Here is a 12,757-nt window from a genome sequence, read left to right as displayed (position 1 = left end):
TAATAGGAGGTTGGCGACATGTTCGTATCATATAAATGGCTGCAGGATTATATTGATTTAACCGGTGTAACAGCAGTTGAACTTGCTGAAAAAATTACAAAAAGCGGAATCGAAGTTGAGGGTGTTGAAGTCCTCAATGAAGGAATAAAAGGTGTTGTTATCGGTCATGTCCTAGAACGTGAACAGCATCCAAATGCTGATAAATTAAGCAAATGTCTGGTCGATATCGGTGCAGAACAACCTGTGCAAATTATTTGCGGGGCACCAAATGTGGCACAAGGCCAAAAGGTAGCCGTTGCTACAGTGGGAGCAGTACTTCCAGGGAATTTTAAAATTAAAAAGGCTAAGCTTCGTGGCGAAGAGTCAAACGGAATGATTTGTTCTCTTACTGAGCTTGGTATGGAAGGAAAAATTGTTCCAAAAGAATATTCCGAGGGCATCTATGTTTTTCCGGCAGAGACGGAAGTTGGTGTTGATGCGTTAGCGCAGCTTAATCGTGACGATGAAGTGTTAGAGCTAAGCTTAACCCCTAACCGTTCTGACTGCCTAAGTATGTTAGGAGTTGCCTATGAAGTGGCGGCTATTTTGGGGAGAGACGTTAAGCTTCCTGAGACGACCCTTGAACCAATTACAGAAAAGGCATCTGATTACGTAAAGATTACGGTTGAGGCCAAAGAAGATAGTCCGCTTTATGCTGCTAAAATCATTAAGAATGTTAAAATCGGACCATCACCATTATGGATGCAAACCCGCTTGATGAATGCAGGAATCCGTCCGCACAATAATGTGGTTGATATTACAAACTATATCTTATTAGAATATGGCCAGCCGTTACATGCGTTTGATTATGACCGTTTAGGCTCAAAGGAAGTTCTTGTCCGCCGTGCGGTAGATGGTGAAAAGTTTGTAACCCTTGATGATGTGGAACGTACGTTAACTGCCGACCACCTTGTCATCACGAACGGAACCGAGCCAGTTGCTTTAGCTGGGGTAATGGGCGGCGCTAATTCAGAGGTTACTTCAGATACTACTACTGTTCTTTTAGAAGCTGCTTATTTCAACGGTCAGACTGTCCGTAAAGCTTCTAAAGATCATGGGTTAAGAAGCGAAGCAAGCGCGCGTTTCGAGAAAGGCGTAGATCCTAACCGTGTTCGTGCAGCCGGCGAACGTGCCGCTTACTTAATGGTGAAATATGCTGGCGGTGAAGTGCTTGAGGGAACTTCAGAGGTAGATACGCTAACAGTTGAACCTGCGGTTGTATCGATCACAATTGAAAAAATCAATCGTGTCCTTGGCACAGAACTTCAAATGAACGAAGTCAAAGAAATCTTTGATCGTTTGCAATTCCCTGTGAGTATCGAACAGGATACCCTTACCGTTACGGCGCCAACTCGCCGTGGGGATATCAAAATTGAAGAAGATTTAGTGGAAGAAGTTGCGCGCCTATTCGGCTATGATGATATTCCTAAAACATTGCCAGTTGGCTCGACCACTCCAGGCAAGTTGTCTGCTTATCAAAAGAAACGCCGTGTGGTTCGTCAGTATCTAGAGGGTGCAGGATTGTATCAAGCTGTAACATACTCGTTAACAAGTGTCGAAAAAGCTGCCCAATTTGCCCTTGAAAAACGTAACCCCATTCGTTTGGCTATGCCAATGAGTGAAGAACGCAGCGTACTTCGTTTAAGTATCATGCCTCAATTATTGGAAGTATTAAAATATAATAGTGCACGTCAAAATGACAGTTTAGCTGTTTATGAAACGGGCGCCGTATTCCTATCGAATGGGGAAGAAACGCTTCCGGTTGAAAATGAGCATTTAGCAGGAGCTGTAACGGGATTGTGGCACAGCCATTCATGGCAAGGCGAGAAGAAGGCTGTTGACTTCTTCGTTGTAAAAGGGATCTTGGAAGGGATGTTTGCAAAGCTTGGCCTTGAAGGGCGTATTGAATATGTTCAGGCGCAAGTAGAGGGAATGCACCCTGGCCGTACTGCCGAAATCAGGTTGGACGGTGTCAGCGTTGGTTTCGTAGGCCAAGTCCATCCAACCGTTCAAAAAGAACTTGATCTAAAAGATACCTATGTATTCGAACTTTCTTTACAAGCCGTTCTCCAAGAAGAAACGGCACCATTACAATACAACAGCATCCCACGCTTCCCAACCATCACAAGAGACATTGCCCTTGTGGTAAACAGAGAAACGGTGTCAGGCACCTTAAAGGATATTATTCTAACTACTGGTGCACCACTTCTTAAAGAGGCGGAAGTGTTTGATTTGTATGAGGGAGATAAAATGGAAGAAGGCAAGAAGTCGATTGCTTTCTCGTTAAAGTATTTGGATCCGGAACGTACTTTGACGGATGAAGAGGTAACAAAGGTTCATGAGCGTGTGCTTGATGCCTTAAAAGAAAAGGCTGGGGCTGTGCTTAGAGGATAAAGTAAAATGCTGGTTCGAAACTAATTCGAGCCGGCTTTTTTGTGTAATTGCTGATAAATTAATTTTTTCGCTGATAAAACATTGAAAAGTGCTGATAATTTGATGAAAACTGCTGATAAACATATAAAATCTGCCGATATAAAAAATGACATCCAAATTTCGCTAAATTTCCGCAGGATTTTCGTGTCTCCCATTAGAATAGTTATGATAAAACGAAAGGAGTGAACATATTTGCTTATAAAAGAAAGGAAAATTCCCCTAGTTATACTTATTTTAGAAGCCCTATGCCGGCGACTTTCCCCTAACCATCCAAAATACCAAGAGATTCAAGAGGAGTTAGGAAGGAGGCGTGCTGGTTTCCAAGGTGAAGTGGCGTTTGACTACTATCTTAGGTTCCTGCCTAAGGATAAATACATGATTCTACACGATTTAAACCTTCCTGATGGTGATTACAACTGTCAAATCGATACCCTCCTCATATCACCAGAATACGCCCTAATTATTGAAATAAAAAATATGGCTGGTAAGTTGGTATTTGATACCGAAAACGAGCAGTTCATCCAGATAAATAATGAAAGAGAAAAAGGTTACCCCTATCCAATCACCCAAGCAGAGAGACACCAAGAATACTTAAGAAAGCTTTTAAAAGAGCACAAATACCCCAACATCCCCATTGAATACGAGGTAGTGATTAGTAATAGTTATTCCACGTATGTTGTTACTGGGAAAAATACTCATAAAGTAAAGCCTCGTGTATGTAAAGCAGACGTATTCCAAAAGAAAATCAGTTACTTTGAAAATCAACACACGAAGCCTGTCCTTGAGGCAAGGGATCTCCGTAAGCTGTGTCGACTTCTTATGAAAATGAATACGGTACCCACAAGCTATATTTTGCGGAAATATGGAATCAATAAGCATAATTTATCAATCGGTGTATTCTGTCCCTGCTGTAGTTATTTTCCGATGATTGAAAAAAGAGCTAAATGGTTCTGTCCATCCTGTAAGACGTATTCAAAAGATGCCCATATTAGTGCTCTAATGGACTACTTTTTGCTAATTGATTCTCAAATAACTAATCAACAATTTCGAGATTTTTGCCATATAACATCACCTCATACTTCAAAGCGATTTTTAATATCGGCAAATCTTAGTTATGATCCAGAGACAAAAAAAGGGAGGTCCTATTCGCCGAAGACCATCCCCTGGTAAAAGTGCTGATAAATTCAAATTTGCGCTGATAAATGGCTCGAAAGTGACGATAAACATACAAAAAGTGCTGATAAGTAACTAAAAACTGCTGATAAAAAAATGCAAACAAATTTTTAAACCGCATTCTCAAAAAAAGAAACACCAAATTAGTCATGAACCCTACTTTTTTCATAAATTTCATCATAAACCTTCGCCAATGCCATATCCAAATCCGTCAATCCCCCTGCATTCCAAGAAGTAAGCCGTAGAGTCACTAATTTATAATCAATGGCAATAAAAGGGTGATGATTTTTCTCTTCGGACAGCTCCGCGATTTCATTTACAAATGCTACCCCACTCAAAAACTCCCGGAAACGATATTTTTTAACAATGAATTTACCATCTAACTTCCATCCTGGTAATCCGGCTAGAGCTTGATCGATTTCTGATAAACTTAATTTATTTGCCACTCAAGACCCCTCCAATAACTCTATTCACAGATACGCATCTTAACGACTTAGTTCCGTTTTTTATTAACAATCGCCATCGCCTTGTCGGTATTGGCAAAATGTAGTTTGACAAAGGAAGGAAGACTTTCCCGTCCTTTACTCAAAATCAGTTTGGCCGCTGCCACATCCACCTGTGCTCCAGCCCCCTTAGGAATCTTAAATCCTGCCGCCTCACTAAGCTTATCAATATACTGAATGAACGCGTATCGTGCCAGGATACTAGCCGCAGCAACGGCAAGATGAATTCCTTCAGCTTTCGTACTAAAATACACATCTTTATTGGCAATCGCCTTCTGTCCTTTCAGATGCTGAAAATAAGTACTAGGCTGGACAAATTGGTCAATTAATATCGCCTCCGGCTTCACAGGGGATATCTTCTCCAATACCTTTAAAATGGCCTGATTATGGAGCAGTGCTTTCATCTTCCCTTGGGACATTCCGGAACCTTGCACCTGATTATATTTTTCATTTTTCAAGGTCATCAAGCTAAAAGGAACCACATCCTTAATGACTTTGGCAATTGAGATGATTTTTTCATCATTCAAATCCTTTGAATCGCGTACGCCTAATTCTTTTAATAACGGAATATCTTCTTTTCTTACATAGGCTGCTACAACCGTAATCGGTCCAAAAAAGTCACCCGTGCCAACCTCGTCCGAACCGATGGCTGACATCCCGCCAATACCTGAAGGAAGATCGCCTTTTGCCCCGGCCTTCCCCTTGACTGCAGAAGGTTTTTTACTTGGAACACCAGCAGCACTGCTGCCCCATTTTCCAGCCTCTGATTCACTATCGTTACCCTGAAATAAAACCTTTCCGGATTTATAGGCCGTAATCATACAGGCCGGAGTTTTGGCAGCAAACACACTTCCGGGAATGTTTTTATCTAAAAGCTGCTTGGAATAATAGTTTTTCATTTCATTGATCTTCACCATTTCTAAATTAAGGACAACATTTCCCACTTAGACACCACATTTCTATAAAATTTCTGATTGGATTAAAACTAGCGTTTCATTTTTAATTTGTTTGACTTTTCGACTTATGTACGTTCGTGTTATAGTATAGAGTAGGATTCTGGAATGGAGGCTTTACGTTGTCAAATATTCAAAAACACAAAACAACCGTTGCTATATACGGACAGCAATACGTCATAATGGGTACGGAAAGTCCAAGTCATGTTCGACTTGTGGCATCGTTAGTTGACGACAAAATGCGCGAAATTAGTTATAAGAATCCAACTCTAGACGTAAATAAACTAGCTGTTCTTACTGCGGTAAATGCCGTCAATGATTATATTAAAATCAAAGATCAGTTAGAACGGCTGCAAGCAGAACTACAAAAAGAAAAGGACTAAAAAAATATGTTAGGTTTAGCCATTATTATTTTACTCATTATGGGATTCTTTGTTGGACTTAAAAGGGGTTTCATTCTCCAGCTCGTTCATCTGTTAGGATTTATTATTGCATATGTCGCCGCCACTTCCTACTATGAAGAACTTTCCACAAAACTCATTTTATGGATTCCCTATCCAAACTTCGGTGATTCCCCGGAATTAAAGATTTTAACCGGCTCAACCGATATGGAGAGTGCTTTTTACAGGGCGATTGCCTTTGTAATTATCTTTTTTGCTGTAAAAATATTATTCCAAATTATCGGCTCTATGCTTGATTTTATTGCTCATTTGCCGGTTTTAAAACAGCTGAATATAGTAGCTGGCGGAATATTAGGCTTTTGTGAAGTCTATTTAATCATCTTTATTTTATTATATATTGGAGCACTAATTCCAATCGGATTTATTCAGGATGCACTGGATCACTCCTCGTTGGCAAAAGCAATCGTGAATCACACTCCTATCCTTTCACAGCAAATCAAAAGCTTGTGGATTGAATATACAACTGCTTGAACTTCTCTGTAGCAGAGGAGTTTTTCTAATTCTTGCAAAAAATAGGATAAAATGATAATGCTAAATAGGGCAGGTGTTTATAATGGAAGTCACTAAAAAGGAATTAATTCGGTTATTAGAAACCATCGCGATTTATATGGAATTAAAGGGTGAAAACCCATTTAAAGTTGCAGCTTTCCGCAAAGCAGCAAACGCGCTTGAAACAGATGAACGCGTCTTAGAAGAAATTGAAGACTTTACGAGTATTTCCGGGATTGGCAAAGGTACTGCTGCAGTCATGGATGAATACATGAAAGATAGTGAGTCTACCGTTCTAAAGGAGCTGAAGGAAGAAGTACCAGCAGGCTTAATCCCTTTACTGCAGCTCCCAGGTCTTGGTGGAAAGAAAATAGCCAAGCTCTATAAGGAACTGGGGATTGTCGATGTGGTCAGTTTAAAAGAAGCGTGCCTTGCTGGACAGGTACAGGCTCTTGCTGGATTTGGCAAAAAGACGGAAGAGAAAATCTTAAGTGCCATCGCCAATGTAGGAACAAGGCCGGAGCGGCTTCCGCTGGCATATATGCTTCCAATCGCCGACCAAATTGAAGCGAAACTGGAAAAAATGACGGATATCTTTCGGTTTTCTAGAGCGGGTAGCTTGAGAAGAATGCGAGAAACCATTAAAGATCTAGATTTTATCATTGCGACAACCGAACCGGAAAAGGTCCGTGCGCAACTGTTGAATCTGCCGCAAATTAAAGAAGTAATTGGTGCAGGGGATACAAAGGTATCCATTGTCTTGGATCTGGATTATGATGTCTCGGTTGATTTCCGCCTCGTCAAGCCGGAAGAATTTATCACCACGCTTCATCATTTTACCGGATCCAAGGACCATAATGTCCGGATGCGTCAGCTGGCCAAAGAACGCGGAGAAAAAATAAGTGAATACGGTGTTGAAAATGTAGAAACTGGGGAGATTCTTACTTTTTCATCGGAAGAAGAATTTTTCAAACATTTTGATTTACCATTTATTCCGCCGGAAATTCGCGAGGATGGAAAAGAAGTAGAGCAATTCTCGGCGTCTGAAGAATTAATTGAACTTGCAGATATTAAGGGTGATTTGCATATGCATACCACCTGGAGTGACGGGGCTCATACAATTGAGGAAATGGTTGAAGCCTGCCGGGCTAGAGGCTATCAATACATGGCGATCACCGACCACTCGCAGTATTTAAAGGTGGCAAACGGTCTTACTCGTGAGAGATTGTTAAGGCAAAAAGAAGAAATTAAAAAATTAAATCAAAAATATGATGATATCCTCATCCTATCGGGTGTAGAGATGGATATTTTACCAGACGGTACTCTAGACTATGATGATGAGTTATTAGCAGAAATGGATTTTGTTATTGCCTCGATTCATTCGGCCTTCAGCCAGCCAAGGGAAAAGATTATGGCACGGCTAAAGACAGCACTTGAAAATGCACATGTCGATTTAATCGCCCACCCAACCGGCAGAAAAATTGGCCGCCGGGAAGGTTATGATGTCGATGTTGACTTATTGATCCAATTAGCCAAAGAGACGAATACGGCATTAGAATTAAATGCAAACCCTAATCGTCTCGATTTAGCAGCAGAGTATTTACGAAAAGCCCAAGAAAATGGCGTTAAAATCCTGATTAACACGGATGCCCATCAATTGGATACATTAAAGCATATGGAAATTGGGGTTTCGGCCGCCAAAAAAGGCTGGATTAAAAAATCGACAGTGATCAATGCATTAGATAAATATGACTTACTTGAATTTTTACATCAAAGATAAGAAAAGGGGGGAAACTCCATGCACGAAAGAGCGTTAAAAGTTTTAGAATTTACGAAAATAAAGGAACAGCTTTTCGATCATGCCTCTTCTTCACTCGGAAGAGATAAAATAAAGGCTTTAGTGCCTTCTACTGACTTTGAAGAGGTTGTTAGACTTCAAGCAGAAACAGATGAGGCCGCAACCGTTATCCGGATAAAAGGAAATGTTCCTTTATCAGGAATTCACGACATCCGTGCCCATATAAAACGTTCGGTAATTGGCGGCGTTTTGAGCGCACATGAGCTGGTCCATGTTGCAAGTACAATCCATGCCAGCCGCCAAATGAAACGATTTATAGAGGAACTTGCTGAAGAGAGGACGGAACTGCCTATCCTTGTGGAACAGGTAGGAGATATTATTCCGCTCACCAATCTGGAACATGAAATTAAGCATGCGATTGATGAAAGCGGCGAGGTGTTAGATAGTGCGAGTGATTTGCTGCGCACACTAAGGCATCAGCTCAGAGCAAATGAATCGCGTATTCGTGAACGCCTAGAAAGTATGATCCGTTCTTCAAACGCAGCAAAAATGTTGTCCGATGCAATCGTGACCATCCGGAATGACCGCTTTGTTATCCCGGTAAAACAAGAGTATCGCGGCCACTATGGCGGGATTATTCACGATCAAAGTTCTTCTGGACAAACTCTATTCATTGAGCCGCAGGTCATTGTTCAATTGAATAACCAGCTTCAAGATATTCGTGTCAAGGAACAGCTGGAAATTGAACGAATTCTGACAGAGTTGTCTGCCAAAACGGCTGAGTACGAAAGCGAACTCAAAGTGATTGTCGATATTTTAGCCAACCTAGACTTTATTTTTGCAAAAGCGAAATATAGTAAAAAAATAAAGGCATCCATGCCAATTATGAATGATGAAGGAAGAATTGCTTTATATAAAGCCCGTCATCCGCTCATTCCGATTGATGAGGTTGTGGCCAATGATATTATGCTTGGAAAAGAATATACAACGATTGTCATAACCGGTCCCAATACCGGTGGTAAAACCGTTACCTTAAAAACGCTTGGCCTATGCTCGTTAATGGCACAAGCGGGACTGCAGGTACCAGCGCAGGATGGATCGGAACTGGCGGTTTTTGATGCTGTCTATGCCGATATTGGTGATGAGCAGTCGATTGAACAAAGCTTGAGTACGTTTTCGTCCCACATGGTTAACATAGTGGATATATTAGATCGGGTTGATTTTAACAGCCTAGTGTTATTTGACGAGCTCGGTGCAGGTACTGACCCACAAGAGGGTGCTGCATTAGCGATTTCGATTTTAGACGAAGTGCACAGGCGCGGCGCAAGGGTCATTGCGACGACCCATTACCCAGAATTAAAGGCCTATGGTTATAATCGCGAGGGTGTCTTAAATGCAAGTGTAGAATTTAATGTGGAGACCTTAAGTCCAACGTATAAATTATTATTGGGAGTACCCGGCCGAAGTAATGCCTTCGAAATTTCGAAACGTTTGGGTTTAAATGATCGGGTTATTGATGCAGCCCGCTCACATGTGAGTGAAGACACCAATCAAATTGATAAAATGATTGCTTCACTTGAGGAAAGCAAACGCGCGGCAGAGCGGGAACATGAAGAAGCACGTGACTTTTTAAAGCAGGCGGAAAAGCTTCATCAAGATTTACAAAAACAACTGATCGAGTATTATGATAAAAAAGATACAATGATGGAAAAGGCAGCTGAAAAGGCTGCTGATATTGTGGATGAGGCCAAACAAGAGGCAGAGAAGGTTATCCGTGATTTGCGCAAAATGAGAACAGAAAAACACGCAGATATTAAAGAGCATGAACTCATTGATGCGAAAAAACGGCTGGAACAAGCGGCACCTGAAATTAAGAAATCCGATAAATTGGCCAATAAGAAAACGAAAAAGCATATGTTTACACCGGGTGATGAGGTCAAGGTCTTGACCTTTGGTCAAAAGGGAACCCTGGTGGACAAAGTTTCAGACAATGAATGGCACGTTCAAATTGGGATTTTGAAGATGAAAGTCAAAGAGAAGGATATGGAGTACTTGAGTACACCAAAACAAGTGGAAACCAGACCTATGGCGATTGTAAAAGGACGGGACACGCTAGTTAAACTGGAATTGGATCTTCGTGGGGAAAGGTATGAGGATGCCCTTATGAAGGTAGAAAAATATATTGATGATGCTCTTCTGGCAAGTTATCCGCGCGTATCGATTATCCATGGAAAAGGGACCGGAGCGTTAAGACAGGGTGTACAAGAATATTTAAAAAACCACCGTTCCGTTAAGAAAATCCGCTTTGGAGAAGCCGGTGAAGGTGGTTCAGGGGTAACCATCGTTGAATTTAAATAATACCCGGGGAGATACGTAATGGACCAGTTTTGGGAGAATAGGTATATTCAAATTGCTGCATATTACAGTGTTGTGATTTTATGTATGGTTGTCTTTTTAGCTGTTTTTGAAATGGTAACCAAATATAAAAATTGGGAAGAAATAAAAAAAGGAAATCTGGCTGTGGCAATGGCAACCGGTGGAAAAATATTGGGGCTGGCTAATATTTTTCGGGCTTCCATTAAGGAAAACAATTCCTTACTTGAAATGGTGGGCTGGGGTGTTTTCGGATTTGCCTTGCTGCTTGCCGGCTATTTTATCTTTGAATTTTTAACACCTAAATTTAAGATTGATGAGGAAATTCAAAATGATAACAGAGCGGTTGGTTTGATGTCACTGATTATCTCGATTGGGTTGTCCTTTGTAATTGGTGCAGGAATTTCGTAAGGAGAGAAGAAATAGTGGAGACATTAGCCAAAGTACTGCTGGGATTGTGCGGTTTATTTTTACTGATCGGCATTATCTATATGGTGTTTTTCGCCTAATAAAAATCATCGCTAAAGTCATTTGGCGATGATTTTTTTGTTGTATAGATGAGGCAATAAAGTATTTAAGCTCATTGGTCCTGTACCAGAATTAAAAGTCTCATTGTCTATTGTGTAGTGGTGTACTATAATAGAAGAGAGTTTAATTTTTTCCAAATATAGATAAAAAAGGGGGTACTTATGTTGGAGTCAAAACCATGGTTGGACCTTTATCCTGAGGAAATTCCTGCCACACTTGAATACTCCAGTGAACCAGTACAAGAATACTTAGTCAATGCTGCCAGAGAATTTCCGGAGAAAATCGCCATTCATTTTATGGGTAAGGAGTTAACCTATAAACAACTTTATGAAGAAGCGTTAAGTGTTGCCAGTTATCTACAGCAATCCATTGGCATCCAGAAGGATGACCGAGTTGCCATTATGCTTCCTAATACTCCTCAATCCGTCATTAGTTATTTTGGGATATTAATGGCAGGGGGAATCGTTGTTCAAACGAATCCTTTATATACAGAACGAGAACTGGAGTACCAAATGAAAGACTCCGGATCAAAAGCTATTATCACCCTAGACATCCTTTATCCACGAGTCACTAAAGTTATGCCGCAGACGAACTTACAACAGATTATTGTAACCGCTATCAAAGACTACTTGCCATTTCCTAAAAATCTTATCTATCCCTTCATCCAGAAAAAGCAATATGGGATTGTTGTAAAAGTAAAACATGAAGGAAACGCCCATCTGCTCACCGAAATAATCAAAACCAACTCAAAAGAAGTAAACCGTCCTGAATTTAATCCAGCTGAAGATATTGCCCTGCTACAATATACCGGGGGAACAACGGGTTATCCAAAAGGAGTTATGCTGACCCATAAAAACTTAATCGCCAACACTTGTATGATTGAAGCCTGGTTATACAAATGTAAACCGGGAGAAGAATCTGTTTTAGGTATTTTACCGTTCTTCCATGTTTACGGAATGACCACAGTGATGATTTTATCAATTAAAATGGCCTGTAAAATGATTTTATTACCTAAATTTGATGCCCAAACAACACTGAAAACCATTCACAAACAGCGGCCCACCCTATTTCCAGGTGCGCCAACCATCTATATTGGCTTATTGAATCACCCAGATTTAAAAAAATATGATCTTTCCTCGATTGATTCATGTATCAGCGGGTCTGCACCACTTCCAGTTGAAATACAACAAAAGTTTGAGGAAATAACCGGTGGGAAGCTGGTTGAAGGCTATGGTTTATCTGAAGCTTCTCCTGTTACTCATTCCAACTTTTTATGGGATGTTCCAAGAGTAAAAGGCAGTATCGGTGTTCCCTATCCAGACACAGATTCCCTCATTTTGTCGGTTGAAACGGGTGAACCAATGCCGGTTGGCGAAATTGGTGAAATTGTGATCAAAGGACCACAAATTATGAAGGGCTACTGGAACCGTCCAAAAGAAACCGAGGAGGTCCTTAAGGCTGGCTGGCTTTATACCGGTGATCTGGGTTACATGGATGATAAGGGATATTTTTATGTGGTGGACCGTAAAAAGGATATGATTATTGCGGGTGGCTTTAATATCTATCCTCGAGAAATTGAAGAAGTACTTTATGAACATCCAGATGTAGTTGAGGCCGTTGCTGCCGGTGTTCCTGACCCATACCGTGGTGAAACCGTGAAAGCCTATCTTGTCTTAAAAGAAGGTTCCAACGTGACAGCGGAGGAAATGAATCAATTTGCAAGGAAATACTTGGCCGCATATAAAGCACCAAGAGTGTATGAATTTAGAAAAGAATTACCGAAAACAGCAATAGGTAAAATATTAAGAAGAACACTAGTGGAAGAAGAAAAACAAAAAATAGAGCAAGACACCCAAAAACATGCCTAGCCTTGAATTATTTTTTTTTGGGCAGGAAGGCTTGTCACACCAATCGATTTATATTAGGATGAATGGGTAGTATTTCTTGACAGCAGATAATTTAAATTCTATTATAAAATTATGAATGATGATTCATTCATAATTTCTT

The 12,757-nt window shown here is 40.6% G+C and carries 10 protein-coding genes; 8 read left to right on the top strand and 2 right to left on the bottom strand.

The features are described 5' to 3' along the window. Nucleotides 1–18 precede the first annotated feature (18 nt). Both pheT and L1999_RS22875 read left to right on the top strand, forming a co-directional pair. Complete coding sequence (pheT, locus tag L1999_RS22880) at nucleotides 19–2,433, top strand: phenylalanine--tRNA ligase subunit beta (protein WP_235740657.1); 2,415 nt, start codon at nucleotides 19–21, stop codon at nucleotides 2,431–2,433. Between the two features lie 231 nt (nucleotides 2,434–2,664). After that, nucleotides 2,665–3,642, top strand: a complete 978-nt coding sequence (locus L1999_RS22875; protein WP_235740656.1) for a nuclease-related domain-containing protein — start codon at nucleotides 2,665–2,667, stop codon at nucleotides 3,640–3,642. 146 nt (nucleotides 3,643–3,788) lie between these two features. On the opposite strand, the gene L1999_RS22870 is transcribed toward L1999_RS22875, so the two are convergent. Continuing rightward, nucleotides 3,789–4,091: a 4a-hydroxytetrahydrobiopterin dehydratase gene (locus L1999_RS22870; protein ID WP_235740655.1), complete on the bottom strand. Its 303-nt coding sequence runs from the start codon at nucleotides 4,089–4,091 to the stop codon at nucleotides 3,789–3,791. A 47-nt stretch (nucleotides 4,092–4,138) separates the two neighbouring features. Continuing rightward, nucleotides 4,139–5,092 (bottom strand): ribonuclease HIII, encoded by a 954-nt coding sequence (rnhC, locus tag L1999_RS22865; protein WP_235740654.1) that lies wholly within the window; start codon nucleotides 5,090–5,092, stop codon nucleotides 4,139–4,141. A gap of 131 nt (nucleotides 5,093–5,223) precedes the next feature. Between rnhC and zapA the strand changes: the two genes are divergently transcribed. The 6 genes from zapA to L1999_RS22835 all read left to right on the top strand — a co-directional run bounded on the left by zapA (nucleotide 5,224) and on the right by L1999_RS22835 (nucleotide 12,618). After that, a complete protein-coding gene (zapA, locus tag L1999_RS22860; protein WP_235740653.1) occupies nucleotides 5,224–5,484 on the top strand; it encodes a cell division protein ZapA in 261 nt (86 codons plus the stop codon). A gap of 6 nt (nucleotides 5,485–5,490) precedes the next feature. Further along, the gene (locus L1999_RS22855; protein WP_235740652.1) at nucleotides 5,491–6,033 is read left to right on the top strand and encodes a CvpA family protein; all 543 of its coding nucleotides are present in this window, start codon (nucleotides 5,491–5,493) and stop codon (nucleotides 6,031–6,033) included. Nucleotides 6,034–6,115: 82 nt separating this feature from the next. Then, a complete protein-coding gene (gene polX / locus L1999_RS22850; protein WP_235740651.1) occupies nucleotides 6,116–7,831 on the top strand; it encodes a DNA polymerase/3'-5' exonuclease PolX in 1,716 nt (571 codons plus the stop codon). 18 nt (nucleotides 7,832–7,849) lie between these two features. Continuing rightward, nucleotides 7,850–10,207 carry an endonuclease MutS2 gene (locus L1999_RS22845; protein ID WP_235740650.1) on the top strand — a complete coding sequence of 786 codons (2,358 nt, stop codon included), beginning with the start codon at nucleotides 7,850–7,852 and terminating at the stop codon, nucleotides 10,205–10,207. An 18-nt stretch (nucleotides 10,208–10,225) separates the two neighbouring features. Continuing rightward, nucleotides 10,226–10,633, top strand: a complete 408-nt coding sequence (locus L1999_RS22840) for a DUF350 domain-containing protein (protein ID WP_215044001.1) — start codon at nucleotides 10,226–10,228, stop codon at nucleotides 10,631–10,633. 278 nt (nucleotides 10,634–10,911) lie between these two features. Then, the gene (locus L1999_RS22835) at nucleotides 10,912–12,618 is read left to right on the top strand and encodes an AMP-binding protein (RefSeq protein WP_235740649.1); all 1,707 of its coding nucleotides are present in this window, start codon (nucleotides 10,912–10,914) and stop codon (nucleotides 12,616–12,618) included. The last annotated feature ends 139 nt before the right edge of the window (nucleotides 12,619–12,757 follow it).

The sequence above is a fragment of the Neobacillus drentensis genome, assembly GCF_021560175.1.
GTDB lineage: Bacteria > Bacillota > Bacilli > Bacillales > Cytobacillaceae > Neobacillus > Neobacillus drentensis_A.
The sequence above is the reverse complement of the archived record's forward strand: the minus strand, read 5'-3'. Positions and strand labels throughout refer to the sequence as shown.

Bases quoted from the DNA above. Each gene is read 5' to 3' on its own strand.
- L1999_RS22855 (WP_235740652.1), top strand. From the start codon at position 5,491: ATGTTAGGTTTAGCCATTATTATTTTACTCATTATGGGATTCTTTGTT.
- L1999_RS22835 (WP_235740649.1), top strand. From the start codon at position 10,912: ATGTTGGAGTCAAAACCATGGTTGGACCTTTATCCTGAGGAAATTCCT.
- L1999_RS22845 (WP_235740650.1), top strand. From the start codon at position 7,850: ATGCACGAAAGAGCGTTAAAAGTTTTAGAATTTACGAAAATAAAGGAA.
- polX (WP_235740651.1), top strand. From the start codon at position 6,116: ATGGAAGTCACTAAAAAGGAATTAATTCGGTTATTAGAAACCATCGCG.
- L1999_RS22840 (WP_215044001.1), top strand. From the start codon at position 10,226: ATGGACCAGTTTTGGGAGAATAGGTATATTCAAATTGCTGCATATTAC.
- pheT (WP_235740657.1), top strand. From the start codon at position 19: ATGTTCGTATCATATAAATGGCTGCAGGATTATATTGATTTAACCGGT.